26 protein-coding genes are annotated in these 24763 nt (G+C 63.5%); 7 read left to right on the forward strand and 19 right to left on the reverse strand.

Features of this window, described 5'->3' with window-relative positions; translation table 11 throughout:
* Nucleotides 1–11: 11 nt before the first annotated feature.
* Together MESAU_RS09715 and MESAU_RS09720 are read right to left on the reverse strand one after the other, a co-directional pair.
* Nucleotides 12–911: a LysR family transcriptional regulator gene (locus MESAU_RS09715; protein ID WP_015315874.1), complete on the reverse strand. Its 900-nt coding sequence runs from the start codon at nt 909–911 to the stop codon at nt 12–14.
* Nucleotides 912–914: 3 nt separating this feature from the next.
* Complete coding sequence (locus MESAU_RS09720; protein WP_015315875.1) at nt 915–2111, reverse strand: amidase; 1197 nt, start codon at nt 2109–2111, stop codon at nt 915–917.
* A gap of 541 nt (nt 2112–2652) precedes the next feature.
* Between MESAU_RS09720 and odc2 the strand changes: the two genes are divergently transcribed.
* Nucleotides 2653–3786, forward strand: coding sequence for an ornithine/lysine decarboxylase (gene odc2 / locus MESAU_RS09725; protein WP_015315876.1), 1134 nt, complete (start codon nt 2653–2655; stop codon nt 3784–3786).
* A 98-nt stretch (nt 3787–3884) separates the two neighbouring features.
* Nucleotides 3885–4454, forward strand: a complete 570-nt coding sequence (locus MESAU_RS09730) for a GNAT family N-acetyltransferase (protein ID WP_015315877.1) — start codon at nt 3885–3887, stop codon at nt 4452–4454.
* A gap of 77 nt (nt 4455–4531) precedes the next feature.
* On the opposite strand, the gene MESAU_RS09735 is transcribed toward MESAU_RS09730, so the two are convergent.
* The 5 genes from MESAU_RS09735 to MESAU_RS09755 all read right to left on the reverse strand — a co-directional run bounded on the left by MESAU_RS09735 (nt 4532) and on the right by MESAU_RS09755 (nt 8665).
* On the reverse strand, nt 4532–4816 hold the full coding sequence (locus tag MESAU_RS09735) for an SCP2 sterol-binding domain-containing protein (RefSeq protein WP_015315878.1): 285 nt from the start codon (nt 4814–4816) through the stop codon (nt 4532–4534).
* Nucleotides 4817–5002: 186 nt separating this feature from the next.
* Nucleotides 5003–5524: a hypothetical protein gene (locus MESAU_RS09740; protein ID WP_015315879.1), complete on the reverse strand. Its 522-nt coding sequence runs from the start codon at nt 5522–5524 to the stop codon at nt 5003–5005.
* A 29-nt stretch (nt 5525–5553) separates the two neighbouring features.
* The gene (locus MESAU_RS09745; RefSeq protein ID WP_015315880.1) at nt 5554–5979 is read right to left on the reverse strand and encodes a hypothetical protein; all 426 of its coding nucleotides are present in this window, start codon (nt 5977–5979) and stop codon (nt 5554–5556) included.
* A 13-nt stretch (nt 5980–5992) separates the two neighbouring features.
* On the reverse strand, nt 5993–6565 hold the full coding sequence (locus MESAU_RS09750) for a rod-binding protein (RefSeq protein WP_015315881.1): 573 nt from the start codon (nt 6563–6565) through the stop codon (nt 5993–5995).
* A 120-nt stretch (nt 6566–6685) separates the two neighbouring features.
* Nucleotides 6686–8665, reverse strand: a complete 1980-nt coding sequence (locus MESAU_RS09755; protein ID WP_015315882.1) for a BTAD domain-containing putative transcriptional regulator — start codon at nt 8663–8665, stop codon at nt 6686–6688.
* A 150-nt stretch (nt 8666–8815) separates the two neighbouring features.
* Between MESAU_RS09755 and MESAU_RS09760 the strand changes: the two genes are divergently transcribed.
* The 3 genes from MESAU_RS09760 (at nt 8816) to MESAU_RS09770 (ending at nt 10927) form a co-directional block, all read left to right on the forward strand.
* The gene (locus tag MESAU_RS09760; protein ID WP_015315883.1) at nt 8816–9322 is read left to right on the forward strand and encodes a DMT family transporter; all 507 of its coding nucleotides are present in this window, start codon (nt 8816–8818) and stop codon (nt 9320–9322) included.
* A gap of 29 nt (nt 9323–9351) precedes the next feature.
* Nucleotides 9352–9921: a hypothetical protein gene (locus MESAU_RS09765; RefSeq protein ID WP_245262955.1), complete on the forward strand. Its 570-nt coding sequence runs from the start codon at nt 9352–9354 to the stop codon at nt 9919–9921.
* Nucleotides 9922–10057: 136 nt separating this feature from the next.
* Nucleotides 10058–10927, forward strand: a complete 870-nt coding sequence (locus MESAU_RS09770; RefSeq protein WP_015315884.1) for a DUF1194 domain-containing protein — start codon at nt 10058–10060, stop codon at nt 10925–10927.
* 30 nt (nt 10928–10957) lie between these two features.
* Here the strand turns inward: MESAU_RS09770 and MESAU_RS09775 are convergent, their stop codons facing one another.
* From MESAU_RS09775 to flhA, 3 genes are read right to left on the reverse strand one after another with little or no spacing between them, the layout of a single operon-like run.
* The gene (locus MESAU_RS09775) at nt 10958–11341 is read right to left on the reverse strand and encodes a hypothetical protein (protein WP_015315885.1); all 384 of its coding nucleotides are present in this window, start codon (nt 11339–11341) and stop codon (nt 10958–10960) included.
* A gap of 1 nt (nt 11342) precedes the next feature.
* Complete coding sequence (gene fliR / locus MESAU_RS09780; protein ID WP_015315886.1) at nt 11343–12095, reverse strand: flagellar biosynthetic protein FliR; 753 nt, start codon at nt 12093–12095, stop codon at nt 11343–11345.
* On the reverse strand, nt 12092–14179 hold the full coding sequence (gene flhA, locus MESAU_RS09785) for a flagellar biosynthesis protein FlhA (protein ID WP_015315887.1): 2088 nt from the start codon (nt 14177–14179) through the stop codon (nt 12092–12094). The genes fliR and flhA overlap by 4 nt, the downstream gene beginning before the upstream one ends.
* Before the next feature lie 115 nt (nt 14180–14294).
* On the opposite strand from flhA, the gene MESAU_RS09790 reads away from it, so the two are divergent.
* Both MESAU_RS09790 and MESAU_RS09795 read left to right on the forward strand, forming a co-directional pair.
* Nucleotides 14295–14594, forward strand: a complete 300-nt coding sequence (locus tag MESAU_RS09790) for a putative quinol monooxygenase (RefSeq protein ID WP_015315888.1) — start codon at nt 14295–14297, stop codon at nt 14592–14594.
* 233 nt (nt 14595–14827) lie between these two features.
* On the forward strand, nt 14828–16609 hold the full coding sequence (locus MESAU_RS09795) for a chloride channel protein (protein ID WP_015315889.1): 1782 nt from the start codon (nt 14828–14830) through the stop codon (nt 16607–16609).
* Between the two features lie 22 nt (nt 16610–16631).
* Here the strand turns inward: MESAU_RS09795 and MESAU_RS09800 are convergent, their stop codons facing one another.
* The 9 genes from MESAU_RS09800 to MESAU_RS09840 all read right to left on the reverse strand — a co-directional run bounded on the left by MESAU_RS09800 (nt 16632) and on the right by MESAU_RS09840 (nt 24691).
* Nucleotides 16632–18275, reverse strand: coding sequence for an MFS transporter (locus tag MESAU_RS09800; protein WP_015315890.1), 1644 nt, complete (start codon nt 18273–18275; stop codon nt 16632–16634).
* A 376-nt stretch (nt 18276–18651) separates the two neighbouring features.
* Entirely contained in the window at nt 18652–18918 is a 267-nt protein-coding gene (gene fliQ, locus MESAU_RS09805; protein WP_013893193.1) for a flagellar biosynthesis protein FliQ, read from the reverse strand.
* Between the two features lie 13 nt (nt 18919–18931).
* On the reverse strand, nt 18932–19339 hold the full coding sequence (gene flgD, locus MESAU_RS09810) for a flagellar hook assembly protein FlgD (RefSeq protein WP_015315891.1): 408 nt from the start codon (nt 19337–19339) through the stop codon (nt 18932–18934).
* A complete protein-coding gene (gene flbT, locus MESAU_RS09815; RefSeq protein ID WP_015315892.1) occupies nt 19339–19782 on the reverse strand; it encodes a flagellar biosynthesis repressor FlbT in 444 nt (147 codons plus the stop codon). Before flbT ends, flgD begins: the two co-directional genes overlap by 1 nt.
* Nucleotides 19779–20126: a flagellar biosynthesis regulator FlaF gene (gene flaF / locus MESAU_RS09820; protein ID WP_015315893.1), complete on the reverse strand. Its 348-nt coding sequence runs from the start codon at nt 20124–20126 to the stop codon at nt 19779–19781. Before flaF ends, flbT begins: the two co-directional genes overlap by 4 nt.
* 28 nt (nt 20127–20154) lie before the next feature.
* Complete coding sequence (locus MESAU_RS09825; protein ID WP_015315894.1) at nt 20155–21198, reverse strand: flagellar hook-associated family protein; 1044 nt, start codon at nt 21196–21198, stop codon at nt 20155–20157.
* A gap of 3 nt (nt 21199–21201) precedes the next feature.
* Nucleotides 21202–22656, reverse strand: a complete 1455-nt coding sequence (flgK, locus tag MESAU_RS09830; RefSeq protein ID WP_015315895.1) for a flagellar hook-associated protein FlgK — start codon at nt 22654–22656, stop codon at nt 21202–21204.
* A gap of 27 nt (nt 22657–22683) precedes the next feature.
* Entirely contained in the window at nt 22684–23943 is a 1260-nt protein-coding gene (locus MESAU_RS09835; RefSeq protein WP_015315896.1) for a flagellar hook protein FlgE, read from the reverse strand.
* A gap of 79 nt (nt 23944–24022) precedes the next feature.
* Nucleotides 24023–24691, reverse strand: coding sequence for a response regulator transcription factor (locus tag MESAU_RS09840; RefSeq protein WP_015315897.1), 669 nt, complete (start codon nt 24689–24691; stop codon nt 24023–24025).
* Nucleotides 24692–24763 lie beyond the last annotated feature (72 nt).

The raw sequence follows: 24763 nt of genomic DNA on the forward strand, positions 1-24763 counted from the left end.
GCTGGGGCAGGTCAGGCGCTCTCGCGCGTCCTGAACCACTGCACCAGGAAATCGACGAAAACGCGCACCTTCGCCGGAAGGTAACGGCGATGCGGATAGACGGCGAAGATGCCGCCGCCCGACAGGATGCGGTCGTCGAGCACCGCCACCAATTGGCCGCTCTTGAGGTCTGGGGCGGCGATGAAATCCGGCAGGATGCAAAATCCAAGCCCCGACAAGGCCGCAGCGCGCGCCGCCATCGGGCTGTTGACCTCGATCGGGCCGGAGACGGCGATGCTTACCGGATCGCCATTGTCGCCCTTGAAGGGCCAGTTGTTCAGTCCGCGGCCATTGGTGTCGACGATGCAGGGCATGTGGCCGAGATCCTGCGGTCGTGTCGGCATGCCATGCTTGGCGATCAGTTCTGGAGAGCCGCAGAGCTTGATCGAAAACGGCGCCAGCCGCCTGGCGATCAGCGACGAGTTCTCCAGCCGCGAGATGCGCACGGCAAGGTCGAAGCCTTCCTCGACCAGATCGACGAAGCGGTCGTCGAGCTGGATGTCGAGCACGATGTCGGGATACTGCTTGGCGAAGTCGATCAGCGACTGGCCGATCGGCGCGTCGGCGAAGGTGCGCGGCGCCGACAGCTTGATGCGGCCGCGCACGTCGCCGGAGGACTCGCGCACGGCGTCGGCCAGGCTATCGACCTCGCGCACGATTTCCGAGGCGCGGCGGTAGTAGGTGTGGCCGGCCTCGGTCATCGAGAACTGGCGCGTGGTGCGGTTCAGCAGCAGAGCGCCGAGCTCGTCCTCCAGCTCGCGCACATATTTCGACAGCAGCGCCTTGGAGCGGCCGATCTTGCGCGCCGCCGCCGAAAAGCCCTCGGCTTCGACGACGTCGATGAAGGCGCGCATGCGGGTCAGTGTGTCCATTGTTCAGGCTCTTTGTGCTGCGTCGAGAAGTTTTCGGCCGAGCCGTATCAGGCCAATGTCGCTGCCGGAAGGGCCAAGCAGCGACAGGCCGAACGGAGCGCCGGCGACCGAGCCGATCGGCAAGGTGATCTGCGGAAAGCCGGAGAGCCCGGCCAGGCATAGAAGATGGAGCGCGCGTTCGCGGTAGGCCTGGAATTGCTCCGGTGTGCTGTCGATATAGGGTGCCGGACCCGGCACTGTCGGCAGGACAAGGAAGCCGTCCTTGCCAAGCAAGGCGCTGAGTTCGCCGCGAAAGGTCAGCCGGCGCACCTTCTCGGTCTGTGCCGTCCGGTCGTCGACCGCACGGCCAAAGCCGAACCGCTCCTCGACGCCGGGCCCGAGTTCGCGCTCGCCGCTGGTGATCCATTCGCCATGCACTGTCCAGGCCTCCCTGGCCTGCAGGCGGCGAAAGCACCAGTAGAGTTCGTCCGGGGACGAGCTGAAGCGCGTCGTTGGCATCGCCGGCGTGCCGAACACCGTGCCCACCAGCGCCTTCATTCCGGCATATTCGGCGGCCGCCGGCCGGGCGACCATCTCGTCCAGCCAACTGAGCGCCAGCGGACGGTCCAGGGAATGCTGGTGCGGATCGCGGCCAAGCAGCAGCTTGCCGACAGTCTCATAGGTTTCGATGTCGTCGGCGAACCAGCCGAACGTGTCGAAACTCGGCGCCAGTTGCATGGTGCCGTCGAGGGAAATGCGGCCATGCGTGGTGCGCAGCCCGATCAGCCCGCAGAAACTCGCCGGCGCGCGGATCGAACCGCCGGTGTCGGATCCCGTGGCGATGTCGGCCAATCTGCCCGCCACCGCCGCCGCCGACCCCGACGACGAGCCTCCGGTGACACGGTCGGGAGCCGCGGGGTTCACCGGAAACGGAAAATGCGCGTTCTGGCCGAACAGAGCGAAGGCGAGTTCGTCGGTCTGCGTCTTGCCGATGAAGCGCGCACCGGCGTCGAGAATTGCCTGCACGGCCGGCGCCGTGCGCGAAGCGGCGTGGCCATTGGCGAATTTCTGCAAATTGCCGCAACCGGTGCGGTAGCCGGCAACGTCGTAAATATCCTTGACCGCCAGCCGCAGGCCGGCCAGGGGTCCAAGTTCGGCATGCGCCACCGGCATCTGGCGAAGGTCGAGAAAGGCGTTGAAAGGGCCGTGCGTGCCTGTCATCGTTCGATATCCGTATACGGTGGGCCAACATTGTTCGATGCCAGAAATTTTACAACCTGCGATACGATTTTTATTGATTGTGAAATGCTTCGCTCTTATATCGCGCTTGCCCAAAGTCGCACGTGCCTGTGGGTGTCCGCCGATCCTCGAATGGTGAGGGAAATCGGTAAGGTAACTGGAGCTAACCCCTCCAGTCGGTTTAGCGGCCAACCGCCAGACCGAGGACACCTTGAAGCAACGACGGTGCGGGCCTTTCTGGTTCTCTGCCGGTTGTCCAAAGACCGGGGTTACTGAAGAGGCACACCTTCATTGCCGGCAGTGCGGAACGGGGTTCTCCCAATCCAAGCCAAGGCAGACAAAGCGAACCGAAGCCGGGCAAGGCTAAGGTTCATCGCCGCGAGACGGCGTTTCATGGTTCCGGGGTCTCCACCGGCTGGTTCCATGGATTTTCCGTCCCGCCTTTGTTTGACCGCGTGTTCGCGAGGCCGACAGCCCGCGCCCGCACCCTTGTGCGCGCCGAAAGGCGCGATGGAGAAACCCGATGGCCACACAGCGCATCCTCGACTTCCTCGCCACCCGACGTCCGTCCGGCCCCTGCCTCGTCGTCGACCTCGACGTCGTCCGCGACAATTTCCGCGCCTTCGAGAAGGCTCTGCCCGATTCCAAGATCTACTATGCGGTGAAAGCAAACCCGGCGCCGGAAATCCTGCGCCTGCTTGCTGCGATGGGCTCGTCCTTCGACACCGCTTCCGTTGCCGAAGTCGAGATGGCGATGGACGCCGGTGCGCCGGCGGACCGCATCTCCTTCGGCAACACCATCAAGAAGGAGCGTGACATTGCACGCGCCTACCAGCTCGGCATCCGGCTGTTCGCGGTCGATTGCGTCGAGGAAGTCGAGAAGATCGCGCGCGCTGCTCCAGGCTCCCGCGTGTTCTGCCGCGTGCTGACCGATGGCGAGGGCGCCGAGTGGCCGCTGTCGCGCAAGTTCGGCTGCGTGCCCGACATGGCCGTCGACGTGCTGCGCCATGCCAGGGGCCTCGGCCTCGACGCCCATGGCGTGTCGTTCCATGTCGGCTCGCAGCAGACCGACCTGACCGCGTGGGACCGTGCTCTGGCCGACGCCAAGAAGGTGTTCGCGACGCTCGCGGAAGAAGGCATCGTGCTCAAGATGGTCAATATGGGCGGCGGCTTCCCGACGCGCTATTTGCGTGACGTGCCGGCGGCCCAGGCCTATGGCCAGGCGATCTTCTCGGCGCTGCGCAAGCACTTCGGCAACGCCATTCCCGAGACGATCATCGAGCCGGGTCGCGGCATGGTCGGCAATGCCGGCGTCATCAAGTCGGAAGTCGTGCTGATCTCGAAGAAGGCCGACAACGACAATGTGCGCTGGGTGTTCCTCGACATCGGCAAGTTCGGCGGTCTGGCCGAGACCATGGACGAGGCGATCCGCTATCCCCTCGTCACCCGCCATGACGGCAGCGAGACCGCGCCTTGCGTGCTCGCCGGCCCGACCTGCGATTCGGCCGACGTGATGTACGAAAAGACGCCCTATCCGCTGCCCTTGTCACTGACCATCGGCGACGAGGTGCTGATTGAAGGCACCGGCGCCTACACGACCACCTACTCGGCGGTCGCCTTCAACGGCTTCGAGCCTCTCCGATCCTACGTGATCTGACGGCTCATTAGAGCTGTTCAGATCATCCCAGGTGGGCGCCCGTCGCCCACTTGGGCTCGCCTGTGGAACATATCTCCGCTCGTGAAGGGATCGCGGAAATGGAAATGTCAGTCGAATTCGTAGCTCATGCGCCGGCCTTCGCCATGGTCGCCGAAACCGCTGCCGACGTGGCGGCGCGCGAAGCCTTGCTCGATCGCGCCATGGGGCCGAAGCGCAAGACCAAATCATCGGAGAAGCTGCGCCGCGGCCGCCGGCCCTCGGAGGGGCTTGCCTTCGTCGCACGCGATGCCTCGGGCGGCGTGGCCGGCACCGTGCGGCTATGGGATGTCACGCTGGGCGAGGGCGGTCCGCCAGCGCTGCTGCTTGGCCCGCTCGCCGTCGACCCGTCGCTCAAGAGTGCCGGCATCGGCTCGGCGCTGATGCGGCATGCCATCGCGGAAGCCGCGCGCCTCGGCCACGCCGCGATCCTGCTGGTTGGGGACGAGCCTTACTATGGCCGCTTCGGCTTTTCGGCTGCCAGGACCGGGGCGCTCGCCATGCCGGGGCCTTACGAACGGCACCGTCTGCTGGCCTTGGAACTGGTGGAGGGCGTGCTTGACGGCGCCAGGGGTACGCTGAAGGCGTCCGGCCGCAAGCTCAAGGCACAGGCGCCGACCTTGGCCGCATGAAGCCTTAAGCGCGACTGCCCTTCAAACGAAACGCCGCCTGAAAAGGCGGCGTTTCGTTTATCTCGAAGTCGTGCCTGTCAACCGATCAACTGGCTCAGCGCCATGGCGACGGTCATGTCGCCCTCGACCTTTATCTTGCCGGTCATGAACGCCATGGTCGGGTTCAGGTCACCCGCGATCAGCGAATCCAGATCGTCGAGCGACAGCTTGATGGTGCAGTCGGCGGGAGCGTCCGTGGTCGAGACGGTCGCGCCGTCGATGACGATGACGCCGTCGCTGCCGGTGTCGAACTTCACGGAACGGTCGAAGCCGCTGCTGGCCACGCGCGACTTGATCTTCTCGGCTATATCCTGAACGCTCACGCTGTTCTCCCTGTCTGGTTGCATCTGTCACGCTACGCACTTCGGTCCAGCCGAAGTTCATGCGGCATCACTGGCGATCATGATCGCTGCCGCATATAGCTTCGGATTGACGTTTACGTCAACGCGAATTGCAGGGATTGGCCCCAACGCCGACTGCTCTAGGGCCACCGGCACCGGGCCGATGGCTTAGTGCGCGCTGACCGGCTTGGGAGTCTCGGTCGCCTGGGTGCTGGCATCCTGCCGCCGACGCAGCCAGTTGTCGCGGATCTCATCCTTGCTCAGGAAATTGACCTGGTCGATCAGGACCTCATGGACCAGGGTTGCGCCGACCCGGGTGTTGATCGTGTCGCGGATCGCGGCGCGAAAGGCATCGAGGTCGAGCGTCGCCTTCTTGGTGAAGTCGATCTGGGGGTTGGCGTAGAGGTAGGTGTAGACCTGGTCGGTGATGAGCGCCTCGGCCGGGATCGACAGCTTCTTTATCTGCTCCGGCTCGACGGTGTAGACGAGCTTGGCCAGAAAATAGCCGTCGATCTTGGAGTCGTGGATCAGCGGCACCGAAATGATGTCGGTCTTGACGTAGTCCAGCCCGCCCAGCATCGGCTTGGGTTTCTCACCGACGCCCTGTTCACCGGCGGCCTGGAACGAATAGAACACCGCGCCGAGCGTGGCGGCGCAGATCCAGACCGCTATGGCGATGACCTTGATCATTTTGAACGCGAGCTCGGCATTGCCGCGCTCTAACCTTTCATCCTGCCGAACTCGCCGGCGGAGTAGGTGCCGTCGGTCTCGGCGCGCTGGATGGCACTGCGCAGCAGGCTGGCGACCTCGTTGACGGCGCTCAGATGCGCCAGGATAGCGGCTTCGTTCTTCGCCAGCTTCTGGCGCAGCCGGGTCAGGCCCTCGCGGTGCTGCTCGAGGAACTCGGCTTCGCTGCCGCCCTTCATGGCCCGGGTCAGCTCGTAGAGATAGCGGCTCTTGCGGGCGTTCGACGCCTTGAGGTCATAGCTTGTATCGCTGCGGATGCCGGCGGTCTCTTCCTCGACCACCTCCTCGATGCGGCCGATGATGGCGGCAAGGTTTCCAGGCCGCGCGAAAGGAGTCGGTGCGTCCGACGCGGTGGTGCGCGCGGGCAGCTTGGCGGTGAATTCCGAAGAGTCGGCCATGTGTTTCCCAGTCCTAGATCTTGATGTCTGTTTTTTTGGTTGTCTCGTCGCCGGTCATCGACTTGGCGGCCTTGCGCTGCAGCTCCTGGACGAGCGAGGTGGACAGACGGGTCTGCTGATCGATCTCGGTTTTTTCCGGCCCATTCGAGACCGGGCCGATCGGAATCTTGCGCTTGCCGTCCATGTAGTGGTCGGCGAGCAGCGACTTGGCGATGCCGATGCCGCCGCGGTCAGCCATGACGTCGGCGACACGCTCGGCGAGCTGCGATTTCCACATGTCGCCTGCGAGACCCGTGCCATAGACGCCCTCGGTGTCCTTGGGCAGCATGTTCTGGATGAAGGTCTGCAGGACCATCGCCTCGAACTTCTTGAACTTCTTGGCCGGGTCGGCTGTCGCGGCGGCCTTGTCCGCCGTCTCGCGCGACAGGATCGAGCCGGCATCGAGCGAAGCCGCAGTGTCGACCGAAAACGTGCCGGCGACGCTGCCGGCGCGCTTGGTCAGCGCGGCGCGGGCAGCCTCGATATCCATCGGATCGGCAGCTCGGGCGACATCCATCACGATGTCGCTGGGTGGAGAAATCGCCAAGAAGGTCCGCCTTTTGCCGGGTTTCCTTAGCCAGGACCATGCCTCAACAAGCTTGTGGCAGGCTTGCGGAGGCGGGCTTGATCTGGTTTCTCCGGGTCCAAGCCGTCTAGCCACCTTCCGTCAGGAAGCAGGAAGGCCAGCTCTCGACAGCATTTCGAGGAATCTCGCGTGATGATGATCCTTCACATAGCGAGGCACAAAGCCGGGGCAGACATTGCCCAGGTTGAGATGAGGAAGTTGTGACAGGCAATGGTGTATGGCCCTAGAGGCTTCTTCGTTGTTTCCGGTCGCCGACGCGGACGCGGCCCAGTAAAGGGCGCCGCGAACAAATCCCGGCTTTGTCCTGACCACCCTGCGGGCGACTTCGAGCGCCCGCCGATCGTCGCCGCCCGCAAACAGTGCGACAACCAAGCCATGATGACGCCAGAAATCGATGACGTCATGCGTTCCGAGCCGGATTGCCTCGTTCGCCTCTCGCACTGCTTCGTTTACCTCTCCGCGCAATGCCAACAGCATCGAAATGTCGCCGTGGCCGGTCGGATAGCTTGGATTGAGACTGATCGCGTGCTGGCATTCGGCGATCGCTTCGTCGATGCGGCCACAGCTTTCGAGCGCGAATGACAGGATGCAGCGGGCAATTTCGTCGTCAGGCACCGCCCGTACCGCCGCCGCCGCAAGCTCGACCGCCCGCTCGATCTGGCCCGGCTCCCTAGGTAACGAGCCGAACGCCACGCCCATTGAAATTATAATCGAGAGCGTCCGCTTCGCACGCGCGTTGTCGGCGCCTATGGAGACAGCTTTCTCGGCAAGTTCTAGCCCGATCAGAAGCGAGTCCCGGGTCATCTCGAAATACTTCATCAAAGCTTCGTTCACCAACCTGCGCACTTCGGGGGGACCAGGCGGGCTCTTGTCGCGGACTTTCCAGTTGGTCAGTTGAAGGTCGAGGATCACGGCCAAGACAACAGACTGTGCGATCCTGTCCTGGAATTCGAGCGCATTCTCGGACTGCCCGTCGAACTTCTGGGCCCAGACGTTGTGGCCGCCAGCGGCATCGACAAGCTGGATGTTCACCCTCAGCCCATTGCCCGATCTCTGGACGCTGCCGCTAAGCACGTATCGCGCACGGAGCGTTCCCGGGATCTTGGTTCCTTCGGCACCACTTTTCTCCGCAGGCGGCTGTGCGGAGAGCACGACGTAATCGGCCACCTCGGAAAGAGCCGTGGTGATATCCTGCATGAGCCCCTTGGAGAAAAAGTCGTCGCCTTGCTTTCCGGTCAGATTGATGAAGTCGGCAACGCTGATCGATGGGCGCCCGTGGCGCTGGTTGGCTGGAACAGTATTTGCCGACTGTGTATTCGACGCCGTATCGGCAGACAGCATGGATTGCCAAAGCGCTCGCGTTTCCGGGCCGACCTCGACCCCGAATTCTTTCTTCAACATGCTTCTGCAAACTTCGTATGTCCTGATCGCCCTGTCGCGTTGACCCGACGCAAGCAGTAATTCCATCTTGAGCCGATAGGCCTCTTCCCGCGTCGGTTCCATGACGAGAACGCGATCGACCAGTATGATTCCGGTTTCCGTGTCAACGAGACGGGCCAATTTTTCGAAAGCTTCAAGTGCGCGGCTCAGCAATCTGTCGCGTTCGGATGCGACCCAGCCATCGAACCCATCGCTTCCCAGATAAAACCCGTCGAGGAACGGCCCGTTGTAGTTCGCCAGAGCCTTTTCGAGTTCCGGCACAGAACGGGCCGTGAGGCCTGCTTCGAACTCGTCCACGTCAACCCGAACCGCGTCTGGCGTGAGGCCAATCGATTCCCCGCGGGAATGGATAAGATTCACGCCTGCCCGCGATAAATCCCGGCGCAGAATACTGAGGGTTTGCCTCAGACTGTTGCGGGAGTGTTCGCTATCGCTGTCACTCCAGAATAGATCAGCCAGCCTCTCCCGTGTCGCTGCCATGCCTGGAGACCGGGACAGATAAGCGATGATCGCAGGCCCTCGTTTTCCTGTCAGCCGGAGCGAATCCGCCATGGCATTTTCGATCCTGAAACCACCGAAGAGTGAGATTCTATTTGTCTCGTCCTTCTCTTCATTTTGCATTTGCTCTCCCCGCCTGACGAAATTCTAACTCAAAACTAACGCTTCGCAAACAGTAGCGCCCCACCCTCAAGCGCTGCCGTGATGCAGGATCGTCTAGGTCCGGCGAGTCAGGGGGCCGAGTCATCAAGAACTTGGCTTGAGGGGTGCCGGGTGTCTGAGATCAGAGCCAATTTGCTGCTGCTGTTGGCGGCCGCTATATGGGGCCTCGGCAATGTCGCGCAAAAGACGGTGCTTGCTCACCTTGATGCCCTGAGTGCCGTCGGCCTGCGTTGCCTGATCGGCGAGCTGCTGGTGCTGCCGTTTGTATTGAAGGAAAGGAGACTGCCTGCCGGGCCGGTCTATTTCTCCACCCTGACCAAGGTGGGTGTGTTGTTCGCGATCTCCATAAGGCTTCAGCAGCTTTGCTATCTCGGCGCCACAGTCACGAATGCAAGCTTCCTGGTGAGCACCGCAACCGTGCTGACACCACTGGCCGCCTGGCTGCTCATCGGCGAACACCCGACAGCGAACCTTGCCGTAGCGACCGGTTTCACCGTCCTTGGTGTGATGATCCTTGCCGTTTATGAGCGCGTATTCCCAATCCGACCGCCACTCGGCATGACCTCAAACGACCCGGCAGCGGTCGCTGCCGGGCTCGTCGCGAGGTCGCCGCGATGACAGCTCGGGCAGTTCCGATCGCATATTTGGTGGCGGCGCTTCGCGCCCGCGTTAAGGGACCCGGGGGCTATTACAACAGCGGCAATGCGCTCGGCATTGTCATGGGTGTCGCAATTCAGATTGCCACAGTGCCGGTCGGATTGCATGAGGGAAGCGCCGTCACCACCACTGTGATGAACTATTTCGCCGGCAGCCATGGCACTGTTGCGCTGACACTGGCTACTCTGGTTTTCTTCTTCGGCGGTGAGGCTTATCACCGGGCATGGTCAGGGCCGGATGCTCCCGATCCCGCCCTCAACCGTCTGGGCGACTTCCTGTCAGGTGTAGGTGCGCTCGGGCTCGGCGCTGCCCTGCTGCTGCTCGGCGATCCCCTACTGGCAGCGACTTCCGGCTTGCTGCATGCGTTAGGCAAATTCGGCAGCGCCATTCTTAGGACGGGCACGCCGCTTCCGTTATGGCCGGTCGCCTGGCCCGATCCCTTCCGTAGTGCAGTGCTCGCCAGCCGGTTGCCGGCAATGCTAGCGACAACCGTAGCCCTCGGGGGACCCTCCCGCGGGTCTGGTTGGGCGAGTCCTTCGCGGCGCTCGCCATGCAACTGACTTTGCTGGGCTGTTACCTTCTATGGACCAAGGCGGATCTGCTGCTGCTCGGCGCGCGGAGCAAGGCTCTTCGCGAGATTTCCACATGTTGAAAAATAATCCTTTGAAAATGCCCGTTCTTGAGGTGGAGAATAACATGTTGGGTAGTATGCATCGGGGCGTAGGTGCCCTGTCCGTAGCGGCCTTTTTTCGCGAGCAGGCGTGCGCGATATGCAGGGGTACCCTGATATCGGGGACAGAGCGGTCAGCCGAAGGGCCAGCAAAGCGTGCCGGCCTATTTTGGGCGCTGGTGGGGACGCTTGGAGCTTCGGTGGTTTGGGCGCCGCAGGCCTGGGCGGCCAACGTCGATGTTGCCGTAGTATTCGCTGTCGATTTCTCATCCTCGGTCGATCCAAAGGTCGCCGATCTACAGCGCGAAGGTCATGCTGCGGCACTTACTTCTCCAGAGATCATCGCCGCCATCGCGCGCAATTACGTCGGCTGCATCAGCGTTGCCTATTTTGAGTGGTCAAGTCCCGGACACACACGCGTCGTGCTGCCGTGGACAAACATCTGCGGGCTGGAAGACGCCAGAGCGGCCGCATCGGTGATTAGCACGAAAGGAGATACCGGCTTCGCCCGTCGGGGGCGGAGCGGAACGTCCGTCTCGTCGGCTATTGATGTCGGTACCCTTCTGCTCGACCAGTTTCCGGGAACGGCAGCAAAGAAAGTAATCGACATCTCAGCCAACGGCGAGAATAATGATGGGCTTCCTGTTCAGCCGAGCAGGCTGAACGCCGTTGCCAAGGGGTATACAATCAACGCGATTGCCATTCCAACGCAGGATGAGGATCCCGATCAACCGTTGGCATCCTATTTTGCCAAATCGGTCATTGGCGGTTCCCAAGCCTTCGTTATAACGCCGAAGGGACCGAGTGACTATGTGATGGCCCTTCGCCGCAAGCTGGTTACGGAAGTGAGCATGAACGTTAGCCGGCAGGCGGATGGACTCTCTACGCAACATTGATGAGTTCGGGCAACGTTCCGGCTCCGCCAATTACTCCTGTCCCTGCTTCTGCGCGATCAGGTCCAGCCGCTCGCGGTCTGATCTCTCGCGCTCGTCGCGGTTGCGCAGGTCCCTGTAGGCGCGCTCGACCATGTTCGTGCGGGCGCTTGCCGCGGCGATGAGGCCGGCTTCCTGCCTGGCGCTTTCCAGGCTCTCCTCCTGGCGCACGACGGCCTGGGCGATGCGGCGATGATAGAGATCGGGGAACAGGCTGGAGAGGGAATTGTCCTGGTCGAAATGGCCGATCAATTCGCGGGCCTCGGTCTCGGCGGCGCTTGCCGCGGCGACGAAGGTGGCGTGGCGGGTTTCGTGCAGGGCTTTCAGCTGTCCCTGCACCTTGACTAGTTTCCTCAGACGATCCTTGCGCGTGCTCATGTCACCTCGCCAGCGTGAGGTCGACGAAGCCGTCGACGAACAGCGACAGCATGGTGCCGGCGGCGAAATAGAAGATCAGCATGCCGCCGGCCATGACGAAGGGCTGCGAGATGAAATAAATCGGGATCTGCGGCGTCAGCTTGTTGACGAAGCCGATCGTCAGATTGACGAGAATGGCGTAGGCGACGAACGGGCTGCCGAGGCGGATGACCAGGAAGAAAGTGTCCGACACGGTGTCGGTGATGTCGACCAGCGCCGCCTGCGGGTTGAAGAAGACGTTGACCGGCGCGACCGTGTAGGACGCCACCAGGGCGCGGACGATCTCGTGATCGAAGTCGAAGACGAACAGCATCAGCAGCGCCGAAAACGAAATGATGGCGGCAAGGGCCGCCTGCGGCTCCGGTTCCTCGATCGCCGGTCCGCCGGAACCGCCGTAGCCGATCAGCATGGCGATGGCCGAGCCCATGAAGCGAAGCGCCTCCATGTAGAGCCTGGTCATGGCGCCGATCAGCCCGCCGACCAGCAACTCCGAGACGATCATCGGCACCAGGATCTGCGGACGCGGATCGACGAAGGGAAAGATCTTGTCCCACAGGAAGGCAAGCAGGCCCCCCGTGGCGGCGACCGCGACGAACAGCCTGACCTGGACCGGGACGCGGGCGCTGGACAGGCCCGGCATCAGCATGAAACAGGCGCCGATGCGGCAGAAGGCGAGGAACGCCGCGATGACGACGGCCTGCGAGAGAACGCTCACGATATGGTCCCGAGCACCCTGATCTCGACGCCCTTGGCGATTTCGACATGGGATAGAACCGGCAGCGTGGTGAACAGGCGCTCGATGATCATGCGCACATAGGGGCGGGCGTCGGGCGCGGTGACGAGGACAAATCGCTCGCCGGCTTCGAGGTGTTTCTTGATCGCCTTGGTGGCGTCCTGGCCGAATTCCTCCAACTGGCGCGGATCGATGTCGAATTCGCGCACCTCACCCTTGGCGTCGCGCTTGAGGCTCTGGTGGAAGGCGAGATCCCAGCGGTTGCCGAGGCGCAGCACCTTGAGCACGCCGCCTTCGGAGAGGTCGCCGCAGATCTGCTGGGCCATGCGGATGCGCACATGCTCGACGATCTGCTCGGTGCGGCGCACATGCGGCGCGATCTCGGCGATGGCCTCGATGATGAGATGCAGGTTGCGGATCGAGACGCGTTCGGCAAGCAGCAGCTTGAGCACCGCCTGCAGGCCGGGATAGGATATGTGGGTGGTGCAGATCTCGTCGGCGAGCTTGCGGTATTCCTGGTCCTGGCGTTCGAGCAGCGCCTTCATGTCCTTGTAGGACAGGAGCTGCGGCAGGTTGTTGCGGATGACTTCCGAGAGATGGGTGAGCAGCACCGACATGTTGTCGGCGAAGGTGAAGTTCTCGCGCTTCAGATCCTCGGCGAAGGTCTCCATGACGGAGTAGGCGCGCATGCCGAAGGCGGGCTCGCGAATCTCCTCGCCGGGGATTTCGGGTATGTCGCGGTTGCCGAGCAGCACCATGATCTCGCCGACGCGCATCGAATATTCGGCGACCACGGTGCCGTGCACCTTGATCTGATAGCTTTTCGGTGGGATGGCGAAGTCGTCGGCGACACGGACTTCCGGCACGACGAAGCCGTATTGCTGGGCGAATTTCTTGCGCATCTTGGACATGCGGAAGACCAGTTCCTGGTGCGAGACCAGGAGCCGGGTCGAAAGCTGCTTGCCGATCAGCAGTTCGATCTCGGCGGTGGCGAGCGAGGCCTTGACCGAGTTCTTCTCTTCCTCGGCCTTGCTCGCTTTTTCCTGGCTCTTCAGCGCCTCGGCCTCGGCGACGGCCCGGTTGTGGCGCATTGGAATGACATAGCCGAGGCCGGCCATGCCGGCGGCGAGCGCGAAGAACGGGAACAGTGGCAGGCCGGGCATCAGGCCGAGCAACACCAGCAGTGCGGCCGCCACGTAGAGCGCGCGCGGATGGGCGCCGAGCTGGCCGAACACGGCCTGGTTGGTCGAGCCGCGCGTGCCGCCCTTGGAGACCAGCAGGCCGGCGGCGAGCGAGACGATGAGCGCCGGGATCTGAGTGACGAGACCGTCGCCGACCGACAGCTTGATGAACACGTCGGCGGCCTCGCCCATGCCCATGCCGTGCCTGATGTAGCCGATGGCGATGCCGCCGACGATGTTGATGGCGGTGATGATGAGGCCGGCGATGGCGTCGCCGCGGACGAATTTCGAGGCGCCGTCCATCGAACCGAAGAAGGAGGATTCCTCTTCCAGTTCGCGGCGGCGCAGTTGCGCGGTCTTGTCGTCGATCATGCCGGCGGAGAGGTCGGCGTCGATCGACATCTGCTTGCCGGGGATGGCGTCGAGGGTGAAGCGCGCACCGACCTCGGCGATACGGGTGGCGCCCTTGGTGATGACGATGAAGTTCACCACGATCAGGATCATGAAGACGATCAGGCCGATGACGAAATCGCTGGCCATCACCAGCTTGGAGAAGCCGGCGATGACATAGCCGGCGGCGTGCGTGCCCTCATTGCCGTGCGACAGGATCATGCGCGTGGTGGCGATGTTGAGCGACAGGCGCAGCATGGTGGCAATGAGCAGCACGGTCGGGAAGGACGAGAAATCGAGCGGCCGCTGGATCCACAGCGCCACCATCAGGATCAGCACCGAAAGCGCGATCGAGAAGGCAAGCCCGATGTCGATGAGAAAGGCCGGGATCGGCAGGAACAGAACGGCCAGGATGACGACGATGCCGAGCGCGAAGAAGACGTCGCGGCCGTTCTTGGCCACCGCGCCGGGCTGGATGCTTTCGCTGATCGCCATTCTCGTCCTCGAACCCCTGGGCTGCCGAGCATGCGACAGCCCGGCGAGGGTAGCTGGCCAAGCTTGCGCGAGGGTGGGAGAGTGACGGGATCGACTCTCTCGCGAAGGACACTTCATGCTGCTGATCATCGGTACGATCCGCCTGCCGCCCGACAGGCTTGACGAGGCAAGGCCGGTGATGGAGCGCATGGTTCGCGCCAGCCGCGCCGAGGACGGCTGCCTTGAATATTCCTATGCGCAGGATGTGCTTGATCCCGGTTTGATCCGGATCACCGAGGTGTGGCGCGCCAGACCGGCCCTGGATGCGCATTTCCGCTCGCCGCATCTTGCCGACTGGCGCGCGAGCTGGCCGGGGCTCGGCATCGGCGAGCGCAATCTCGTGCTTTACGAGGCCGGCGAAGCCATGCCGACCTGAGCGGTCCGGCGCCCGGATCCTTGCCGGCTCCGGCTCGGTGTACGCATTGTGCTGAAAGGGCATGGTGAGTTCGCAACTGGCGGGCGGCCCCGTCGGCCCAAAGCGGGAAAGACCGGATCGGGCGGTTTCGCGGCCATAATGGCGCCTTTGATGTCGGCATTGTGGTTGTCACGACGTGCCGCCCGGCGTATCAGGCGGGTCTTCCTTTGCCTTGATATCGGCGAGCCGCCCCGGTGCTTTCCAGAAACCAACCCCAAGTCTACGCCCGCCGGCTGCGCGCGGTTCTTTTGAGGTCAGTCCCTCTGCTGGAGGCACGCGGCATCGCCGTGGTCATGCTGGCGGGCGTTGTCGGCGTCATAGCCGGCATACTGGTCACCGCGATGAGCCAGATCGTACAGGACCTGCACGGGCTGCTGTTCGGCGTCCAGCCCGGCGGGCGGCTGTCGGGCATGTTCTCGCTCGCCAGTCCGATACAGGCGCTGATCCCGGCGATCGGCGGCATCCTGCTCGGGATATCGGTGGTCTGGCTGAGGCTCCGGAAATTCCGCACGCCGGTCGATCCGATCGAGGCCAACGCGCTCTATGGCGGGCGCATGTCTCTGACCGATACCTTCATCATCGTCGTGCAGACGATGATTTCCAGCGGCTTCGGCGCTTCGGTCGGTCTGGAGGCGGGCTATACGCAGGTCGGCTCAGGCGTCGCCTCACGGCTGGCGCGCGCTTTCCGGTTGCGCCGCAATGACGTCCGCATTCTGGTTGGCTGTGGTGCCGCCGGCGCCATATCGGCCGCCTTCGACGCCCCGCTGACGGGCGCCTTCTACGGTTTCGAACTGGTCATCGGCATCTACTCGGTCGCCAATGTCGCCCCTGTCATGACGGCTGCGATCTCGGCGTCGCTGACGGCGGAATTGTTCGGCGGCGTGCCCTTTCCGCTCGAGCTTTCAGGGTTGCCGCAACTCACCGCCAGCCAATATGTGCCTTTCCTGTTGCTCGGCCTGCTTGGCGGTGCTGCCTCGATCGCCATCATGCAACTGGTGACGTTGATCGAGCGCGGGTTCAACAGGCTGTCGGTCGATGCCTCGCTGCGCCCCGTCATCGGTGGTGTCCTGGTCGGCCTCCTCGGCCTAATCACGCCGCAGGTCCTGTCCAGCGGCCACGGAGCGCTGCATCGCGAGTTCGCCATGAATTACGGGCTGGCGGTGGTGGCCAGCGTCTTCGTGCTGAAGCTGGCGGCGTCGGCGATCTCACTGGGTTCGGGCTTTCGCGGCGGATTGTTCTTCGCCTCGCTGTTCCTTGGTGCGCTGCTCGGCAAGTCGTTCGCCGGTGTCATGGCGCTCGTGTCGCCGGCGACCGGTATCGACCCCTCCGTCGCCGCCGTTGTCGGCATGACGTCGCTTGCCGTCGGCGTCGTCGGTGGGCCTCTGACCATGACCTTCCTGGCGTTGGAATCGACCCGCGACCTGACGCTCACCGGCGTGGTGCTGGCCGCCTCGATCATGGCGGCGATCCTGGTGCGCGAGACCTTCGGTTATTCGTTCTCGACCTGGCGCTTCCACCTGCGCGGCGAGACGATCCGCAGCGCCCACGATGTCGGCTGGATGCGCAGCCTGACCGTCGGCTCGATGATGCGCGAGGACATCAAGACCGTCGATGCGTCGACGACGCTGGCCGCCTTCCGCAAGGAATTCCCGCTGGGTTCGGCCCAGCGCGTGATCGCCGTCGACCCGGGGGATGAGTATGTCGGCGTGCTGATCGTGGCCGAACTGCATAGCGATCCCTCCGGGGGCGAGGTGCCGGTGCGCGACCTTGCCCAGTACAAGGATGCCGTCCTGGTGCCCAGCATGAACGTGCAGGCCGCCGCCGAGACCTTCCAGCGCGCCGGCGCCGAGGAACTGGCCGTGGTCGAGGACTTCGCCGACCACATCGTGCTCGGGCTGCTGACCGAGGGCCATTTGATGCGGCGCTATGCCGAGGAACTCGAAAAGGCCCGCCGGGACCTGTCGGGAGAGGGGTAGGCGCCGCGAACCTTTGAATTCGTCAGTGCTCGATCGGCCCCTTGGCCATCACCAACGCGGTGCCGGCGGTCGTCGGGCGCTCGATGACGCGGCGCACGCGCGGCGGCTCGTTGCCCGAGTGCAGCGCCCGCAAGCGCTCGCCGACCATGGCGTCGGCTTGGGTGATGCGACCGTTATGCCTGACATATTCGAGCCAGGTCGGCGTGTGGTAGTGCTCGATCCAGATCGACGGATTTTCGAGATCGCGCGCCAGTGTCCAGTTGCGGGCGCCGTCGCGACGGCGGATGCGGCCGCGCTCGGCCATGGTGGCGAGGAATTCCGCCTCGTCCTCGTGCCGGATGATGTATTCGATCATAATGGCGATCGGACCGCTGCGCGGCTTCAGGTCAAGTGCCAGGTGCGGCTCCTTGAAGCGGTTGAGCGGGTCGAGGTTGAGCACCTGCTGTTGCGGCAGCGGCAGCACGAGGCCGATGGCGCCCCCGGCCAGCATGGCGATGGCCGCGGCGATCAGCGCCGTCTCGGCGCCATGCGCGTCGGCGACGACACCCCAGATCCAGCTGCCCAGTGCTATGCCGCCGAAGGTTGCGGTCTGGTAGACCGACAGAACCCGGCCGACCACCCAGCGCGGTGTCGCCATCTGCACGGTGACGTTGAAATGCGAGAGCGCGATCACCCAGCAGGCACCGCCGACCAGCAGGCCGAGCGAGGTCTGCCAGGCATGCTGGCTGACGGCGGCGTTGAAGGCGCAGGCCGCAAAGCCGGCGAAGGCACAGCGCACCATCGTCTCGCTGGAGAGCAGCTGCCGCAGCCGCACGCTGATCAGCGCCCCGCCGACGGCGCCGATGCCGAAGGCGCCCAGCATGATGCCGTAGGTCAGCGCATCGCCCTTGACCACATCGCGCGCCACCAGCGGCAGCAGCGCCAGCACCGCGCCGGCGCTGAAGCCAAAGGCGGCGCCCCTGACCAGCACCTTGCCGATATTCGGCGACATGGCGACGTAGCGCAGGCCGGCGCCCATGGCGGCCCCCAATGACTCGCGCGGCAAGGTCGAGGCCGGTAGATCCGGCTTCCAGCGTGCCAGCACGACGATAAGCCCGACATAGCTCACCGCGTTCGCCGCGAAGGCCGCGGCCGCGCCGGCGGCCGCGACGATGATGCCACCGATTGCCGGGCCGACGCTGCGTGTCAGGTTGAAGCCCATGGAATTCAGCGCCACGGCGGCAGGCACCTTGTTGCGCGGAACGATGTCGCCGACGGAGGCCTGCCATGACGGGCTGTTGAGTGCCGTGCCGCTGTCGATCAGGAAGGTAAAGGCCAGCAGCGTCCACGGCGTGATCAGGTCCAAATAGGTGAACGCGGTCAAAAGCACCGAAACGACCAGCATGAAGGTCTGGGCGACCAGCATCACCTTGCGGCGGTCGAAGCTATCGGCGATGGCGCCGGCGACAAGCGCGAACAGCATGATCGGCAAGGTGGTCGAGGCCTGGACCAGGGCGACCTGATAGGGCGAGGTGGCGATGGTGGTCATCATCCAGGCGGCGCCGACGCCCTGGATCAAGCCGCCGAAATTGGAGACGAGGCTCGCGCCCCATACGGCCCGGAAGATGCCATGCCGGAATGGCGCCAGCGCCGAGACGCTTTCGCTATCCGGCTTCTCGTCAATCATGGATGGGTTCCTGCCACGGCGCGCTGATCCTTGCGGGAATCCGTTTCCCCGCATGATTTGCCGAAACTATGGCATCGCGGCGCAAAGGGCGAATGCCTTGCAGGGAAGATCATGGTCCAACAAGGGGATAGCGAAGGGCCACACGCTGGCGCCGCCACCGCAAACCGTCGCGCCCTGAATGGCACTCCACAGCATGTCGCGGCGAACCGGATTCGCCCGACCTGCTGTAAGCTTCTGATTCTATGCACGTCGTTGTTCCGGAACCGGGAACCACTTCCGGGCGACATGCATTAGCCGCAACCCGGACGCCTGCTAGCTGCGTTCCATCCCGGCGCAAATCTGGGCGGAAGCGTCGAGCACCCTTGCTGGAAATCGCTCAGAAACCGTTCTGGATGCGCTCGAAGATGACATTGGTGAAGGCCGATATCTGGCCGCCGATGAAGGGACCCGTAAGCGCCACCACCAGCATGATGGCGACGATCTTGGGCACGAAGGTCAAGGTGATTTCCTGGACCTGTGTCAACGCCTGGATCAAGGCGATGCCAATGCCGACCGCCATGGCGACCAGGACCACCGGAGCGGATGCGGTCAGCACCGTCCACACCGCATACTGGACGATGTCGAGTGCGTCGGCCTCATTCATGTCGGCGGTTGGCCTAGCTCGCCGGCTTGATCGACACGCCCGCGCCGACAGGGACCGTGGTGCCATCCTGCAACACCGCGATCAGTCCGTTGCTGCCAAGCGTAACCGACGCCACCGTGCCCGTTGTCTTGCCATCGGCCGAGGTGATGTTGCGGCCTATGAGAGCGTCGGCCTGCGACAGCGCCGAGGACTGCATGATCTGGTCGAGCTTGGTGTTGGTCTGCACCGATTGCTCGACCTGGGAGAAGGTGGCGAGCTGGGCGACATACGCCGTCGAATCCATCGGTTTGGTCGGATCCTGGTTCTTCATCTCCGCGATCAGAAGCTTCAGGAAGGACTGATAGTCGACCGCCGTCTTCGAGGTCGGCGTGGTGGTCTGGTTGGCGCCAACCGGCACCGTCGTCGTCATGTCCACGGTCATCAGTATCGTGCTCCCACGGCCAGCGGGCGCGCGGCGCCCGGAACATCGTCATTGCCGCCAAGCGCGCGGCGTTCGAGAGGATAAAGCGAACGGATCGCCTTCAAGGCCTCGTAGATGTGATCCTCGCCGACCATGCGGTCGACCTGTTTCAGCGCGCTGCCGATCTCGGCGTCTTCGAAACTTGCAATGAGCAGTGGCAGCGAGCGGCGGAACATCTCGCGCGCTTCGTCGGCGCCAGCGGGGTTTATCAGCATGACCTGCACGATGAAATAGAGCTGCCGCAATGGCGTCGACGCGTCGTCTGCTTGGATCACATGGCTCTCGAGCAGGAACTGCACGTCGTTCATCAGCTCGATGGTGACCTTGCGGTCGACGCGGATGACCGCGCCGTTGATGTAGATCTTCTCATTGGGCTTCAGCGATAACTTCAACGTGTTGGTCATTGAATGCCGTCGCGGATGATCTGGGATACTTCGATCAGCCCCTCGAAATTGTCGGTGCGGCCCTGGCGGATGTCCTCGGCCTCGCGCAGCAGCCACAGGCCGATGGAGATCAGGTTGGCGCGCAACTCCTTGGGGAGCGCATTGTCGCTGGAACCGAGATCCTCGACGAAGGTGGTCCAGACGCGATTGGTGAAATGCAGCGCCTCGACCGCCTCCATCGAATGCTGGCCTGCCGCGGCGGCGGCCGACAGCATGTCGATCGAGCGGGTCAGGAGGTCCCGCTCGCGGTCCTTGGCGTCCGCGACGGAGGTGCTCTGAACGTCGGCGTAGGAGAATTGGTACATCGGTGGCTCTACCGTTCCGCTGGAGGTGTCAGGTCAGGTAATTCAACAGGCTGAGCTGCTGCAGGCGCGCCGTCAGGGCGAAAGACGTCTCGATATGCTGCGTCAGATTGGCGACGCGGGTCGCCGCTTCCGCCGGATCGACTGCCTCGAGATCCAGAATGTGCCGTTCGAACAGGTCGATCTGCGTCTTCATGCGGTCGCTGGCATCGGAGACGCGCTTCTGCACGATGCCGGTCTGGGATTGGACCTGGGCGATGCCGCTCAGCGCCTCGCCGACCAATTTCTGCGAGTGGTCGATGATGGTGTCCTTCGCCGCCTGGCTGATGTTGGTGGACATCAGGCTGGAGACCAAGGCCGCCGCCATGGCGAGCTTCCTGATGCCGTCGCTGTTGGCCCCGGTCGAGGTCTCGGTGGTTTCGTTGAGCGCGATGCGGCTGACGATCTGCTGGTCGGTCGCGTTCGACATGTTGGTCTGCCAGCCCGCGCCGAGGAACTGCGGCGTGACATCGTTGGTGATGAAATCGTCCATCTGGGCCGCGGTGATGTTGGCCGCGGCCGGATCACTGGGCGGGAAGCCGAACTTGGCGACGAAGGAGGCGTCAAAGGCAGCCTTGGCGGGAGAGCCGGCGGCCGTGAAATCGTTGATCGGCTTGACGTCGGTGTTGGTGCCAGCGAACAGATATTCGCCGTTGACGCTGGTGTTGAGGATCGACGTAAGCTGCTGGATCGTTGTCTGGCCGGTCGATTGGGTCAGGCTGTCGGAGTTGTCGCCCGACGACGCGGTGGTCAGGCTGGACAGGAAAGTCTGCGCGACGCTGGAGAGCTGGCCGAGCGAGGTCTGGGTGGATGAGAGCCGGGCGGCCACCAGTCCGTTGGAATCGACAACGACGTTGAGCCGGTCGAGGTCGCGCGAAAAGGTGACGGACTGGGCGGTACGTCCACCAAGTGCCAGACCGACATCGGCGACCTTGCCGGTCGAGGACTCTTTCGTGGCTTTGACGAGATCGGCCTGCATGCGCATCTGCTGATAGCGCATGGCATTCGTAAGGGCAGCAGAGGAGACAAAGGTCATGGCTTATCCCACCGCGCTCAACAGCGCCGTCATCATGTCGTCGATGGTCTTCATCATCCGGGCGGATGCCTGATAGGTGTGCTCGAGATCGAGCATCAGCGACATTTCCTGATCGACATTGACGCCGGTTGCGTTGGACAAGGCATCGGCACTGCGCTGTGCCAGGGCTTCCTTGGCGTCGGCGGCGGTCGAAGCCTGCTGACGAACGCCCTGCAACCAGCCGATCGAATTGGCGGCGTAGTCGGCAACGCTGGAGGTTGCCGAAATCCCGGCCAAGGGATCGAACGTCATCGGCTTGTCGAGCTGGTCGCCATAGGCGACCAGAAGGTTGGAGTATGAAGCCCCGCCAGTGGTGTTGGCGACGTAGGCGACGCCATTGGCCCCCCCATCGCGCAGCAATGTCGGGTTGCCGCCGGTGCTGGGATCCATCGCGGCATTGATCTTGATCGTTCCAGCAAGGCCGTCGACGAGCGTGCCCGCGGCTGGCACCGCCGGTGCGCCCGACCAGGTGAACAGGCCCGCCGCATTGGGCATCGACGGTGCCGTTTCGGCAAAGGCGGTGATCAGGCCGCGCGCGGTTTCGTCGAGCTGGCTCTGCATGGTCGAGGCGACGCCGTCGCGCAATTGCAGCAGGCCGGCAATGGTGCCGCTGGCGGTGGTGTTGCCGCCGCTGCCCGCCGAGACCGGTACGTTGTCGATATAGACCGTGTTGCCGGCCGCACCCGCGGCGTACCCCGAAGACGGGGCGAAGCTGACGGTGCGTGGGATCGTCTCGAACAATGTCGTGCCGTCACCCGTGGTGATGACCATGTCGTTGTCGCCACGCGTGAAGGTCGACACCGGAATGTAATTGGCGATCTTCTTCAACAATGCGTCGCGTTGGTCGAGCGCATCGGAAACGTCGGTGCCTGAACGGGTTCCGGACATGACCGCGGTGTTGGCATCCTGGAACTGGTTGAGCAGCGAGTTGAGATCCTTGACGGCGGTATCGATCTGGCCGTCGGTTTGGGTACGAAAATCCTGAATGGCCTTGGAGCCTTCATTGAGGGACCGCACCACCTGTTTGGCCGCGTCGATGACGCTCGAGCCAAGATTCTGGTTGGACGGCGAGGTGGCGTACAGCTGCAGCGCCTGCTGCAGATTGCCGATCGCTGTCGAAGGCGAGGAGGCGTTGTCGACGCCATTCACCGATACGTCGAGCTGATCCATGCCGTTGTAGAGCGCGCTCTGGCCGGCATAGGCGGACAGAGCGCCGAGGTTCTGGCGAAACAGCAGGTCGTTGGCCGCACGCTGGACATCAACCGAACGCGCGCCGGGCGTCGTGCTGGTGACCAGCGCGATGCGGCGCGAATAGTTCGGATTGTCGGCGTCTGCCACGTTGCGCGTGACGACGCTTGTCTGCCGCGAGGTGGCCAGAAGCGCCGATTGGGCGATGCTCAGTGCGGAGGAAAGCGACATGCTGGTCTTTCACGGGCGAAGCCCGGTTTATCTCTTCAGGTTGACAAGGACGTCCATCAGGTCGGAACCGGTCTGGAAGACTTTGGAATTGGCGGTGTAGCTGCGCTGGGCCGCGATCATGTCGGTCAATTCCTCGGCGATATCGACGTTGGAATTTTCGAGCGCGCCCGAGATGATCGAACCGGCCTTGCCTTCGTTGGCAAAGCCGACACGGACCGCACCGGAGTCGGTGCCTTGCGCGTAGACATTGCCAGGCAGCGCCTTGAGCTGGTCAGGGCTCTGCACGTCAGCCAGCGGAATTTTGTAGAGCGGCTTGGAGGTGCCGTCCTTGTACTGGGCGTAGATGGTGCCGTCCTTGCTGATCTGCACCTTGTCGATGGTGCTCGGCGCGTTGCCGTTCACCTGGGCGTCGGTGACGGTGAAGCCGGTGCCGAGCTGGGTCAGCTTCGACAGGTCGAGGGCAAGGCTGGCGCCGCCCGGTACGGTGAATGAAACGCCGGTCGGGGTGCCGGTGAGCTTGCCGGTGGTGGTATCGAAGGTCAGGTTGGCCGTGCCCAGGGCGCCGCCGGCAGCGTAGGGGAAGCCAGTTCCGGCTGTCGCCTTCGACTGGTCGAAGACCGCCACCTCCCAGGTGCCTGCGCCGGTGTTGGTGAAATAGACGTCGAGCAACTTCTTGTTGCCGAGATTGTCATAGGCGACCATCGACGATTTCGAGGTATACTGCGCTCCCGCCGAGTTCGTGCTGGGCAGGTTGATGGCAGCGACCGGTGTCGCACCTGCCGGCAGATTGCCGCTGAAATTGCCTTGGGTGCTCGGCGTCGCGGTCAGTCCCTGGTCGGAGATGACAACCGGCTCGAGACCTTCGAAGCCGTTCACCGTGGCCGCCGGCGTGCCATTGGCGTAGCTGTAGGCCATCAGCTGGAAACCGGCGGCATTGACCAGCCGGCCCTGTGCGTCGGGAACGAAGGCGCCGGCGCGGGTCAGGAAAGGCGTGCCGCTTGGATCCTGGACGACGAAGAAACCATCGCCGCTGACGGCAAGGTCGGAGACCGAGGTCGTGTATTGAAGTACGCCCGGATCGCTGACCGCCTGGCGGATGGTGGTGGTGACGCCGCCGGAATTATAGGCGCCACCGGTCGACGGCATGATCAATGTCGAAAATTCGGCCGAGGACCGCTTGTAGCCGGTGGTATCGGAGTTGGCGATGTTGTCGGCTGTCGTCGACAGGCGGTTCGCCTGGGCGTTCATGCCCGAAACGCCGGTCCGCATCATTCCGTAGAGGCTCATCGAGATGTCTCCGCAATATCCATGCCACTGGCTTCGAGGCTACGCGTCCTGTCTTGCGCGAGGCTGGCGCGGTGCCGCATCAGAACACGAGCCGGTAGCCGAGGAAGCGCTTGGAATCGATCGGGTCGGTGCCCAGCTTCTCGCGCAGTTTCTTGCGCAACTTGCTGATGTGGCTTTCAACCACGTTCTCTTCGACCTCTTCGTCGAAGATGCCGTAAATGGCATTAAACACCTGGGTCTTGGTGACGCGGCGGCCACGGTTGCTCGCCAGATATTCCAGGATACGGCGCTCGCGGCGCGGCAAGGGCAGCGGCTGCCCGTCGATCTCGGGATCGCGGCCGTCCATGAAGATGCGCATGGCGCCGATCTCGGTATAGGCGACGTCCTCGCTGGCGCGGCGGCGGATGGCGGTGATGCGGGCCAGGATTTCGCGGATGTGCACCGGCTTGCGGATGACGTCATCGACGCCGCTCTCGAACAACCGCAGCGTGTTTTCCAGCGAATGCTGCTCGCTGAGCGCAATGACCGGAGCTCCGGTGCGGTCGCGGATCTGGCGCGGCGAGATCGCGCCGTCGCGACAGTCGCCGATCAGGAAGGCCCGCACCGATCGCAGATCGGTGTCGGCGGCCGAGTTGACCCACTCGCCGAACTCGCCCGGCGCGAAACCGGCGCAGGCGATCCCCTCGCGGTCGAAAAGTGAATTGTAGCCCTCTGTCACGAGCTCTCGCTCGTCAACGATAACGATCATCGGCCCCGCCTCCGAATCAGCATATTTGCCCCGTGGGGAAAGGCGTATCCGCTGGCGGGAATCCTGAACAAC

This window comes from Mesorhizobium australicum WSM2073, assembly GCF_000230995.2.
Classification (GTDB): Bacteria; Pseudomonadota; Alphaproteobacteria; order Rhizobiales; family Rhizobiaceae; genus Mesorhizobium; species Mesorhizobium australicum.

Excerpts from the sequence above, each read along its gene's own strand:
- MESAU_RS09840 (WP_015315897.1), bottom strand. The coding sequence starts at position 24,691 with ATGATCGTTATCGTTGACGAGCGAGAGCTCGTGACAGAGGGCTACAAT.
- MESAU_RS09770 (WP_015315884.1), top strand. The coding sequence starts at position 10,058 with ATGTTGGGTAGTATGCATCGGGGCGTAGGTGCCCTGTCCGTAGCGGCC.
- MESAU_RS09740 (WP_015315879.1), bottom strand. The coding sequence starts at position 5,524 with ATGATCAAGGTCATCGCCATAGCGGTCTGGATCTGCGCCGCCACGCTC.
- MESAU_RS09745 (WP_015315880.1), bottom strand. The coding sequence starts at position 5,979 with ATGGCCGACTCTTCGGAATTCACCGCCAAGCTGCCCGCGCGCACCACC.
- flbT (WP_015315892.1), bottom strand. The coding sequence starts at position 19,782 with ATGACCAACACGTTGAAGTTATCGCTGAAGCCCAATGAGAAGATCTAC.
- flgK (WP_015315895.1), bottom strand. The coding sequence starts at position 22,656 with ATGTCGCTTTCCTCCGCACTGAGCATCGCCCAATCGGCGCTTCTGGCC.
- MESAU_RS09755 (WP_015315882.1), bottom strand. The coding sequence starts at position 8,665 with ATGCAAAATGAAGAGAAGGACGAGACAAATAGAATCTCACTCTTCGGT.
- MESAU_RS09800 (WP_015315890.1), bottom strand. The coding sequence starts at position 18,275 with ATGATTGACGAGAAGCCGGATAGCGAAAGCGTCTCGGCGCTGGCGCCA.
- flhA (WP_015315887.1), bottom strand. The coding sequence starts at position 14,179 with ATGGCGATCAGCGAAAGCATCCAGCCCGGCGCGGTGGCCAAGAACGGC.
- odc2 (WP_015315876.1), top strand. The coding sequence starts at position 2,653 with ATGGCCACACAGCGCATCCTCGACTTCCTCGCCACCCGACGTCCGTCC.
- MESAU_RS09775 (WP_015315885.1), bottom strand. The coding sequence starts at position 11,341 with ATGAGCACGCGCAAGGATCGTCTGAGGAAACTAGTCAAGGTGCAGGGA.
- fliQ (WP_013893193.1), bottom strand. The coding sequence starts at position 18,918 with ATGAATGAGGCCGACGCACTCGACATCGTCCAGTATGCGGTGTGGACG.
- MESAU_RS09715 (WP_015315874.1), bottom strand. The coding sequence starts at position 911 with ATGGACACACTGACCCGCATGCGCGCCTTCATCGACGTCGTCGAAGCC.
- MESAU_RS09730 (WP_015315877.1), top strand. The coding sequence starts at position 3,885 with ATGGAAATGTCAGTCGAATTCGTAGCTCATGCGCCGGCCTTCGCCATG.
- MESAU_RS09790 (WP_015315888.1), top strand. The coding sequence starts at position 14,295 with ATGCTGCTGATCATCGGTACGATCCGCCTGCCGCCCGACAGGCTTGAC.
- MESAU_RS09835 (WP_015315896.1), bottom strand. The coding sequence starts at position 23,943 with ATGAGCCTCTACGGAATGATGCGGACCGGCGTTTCGGGCATGAACGCC.
- flaF (WP_015315893.1), bottom strand. The coding sequence starts at position 20,126 with ATGTACCAATTCTCCTACGCCGACGTTCAGAGCACCTCCGTCGCGGAC.
- MESAU_RS09720 (WP_015315875.1), bottom strand. The coding sequence starts at position 2,111 with ATGACAGGCACGCACGGCCCTTTCAACGCCTTTCTCGACCTTCGCCAG.
- MESAU_RS09825 (WP_015315894.1), bottom strand. The coding sequence starts at position 21,198 with ATGACCTTTGTCTCCTCTGCTGCCCTTACGAATGCCATGCGCTATCAG.
- flgD (WP_015315891.1), bottom strand. The coding sequence starts at position 19,339 with ATGACCGTGGACATGACGACGACGGTGCCGGTTGGCGCCAACCAGACC.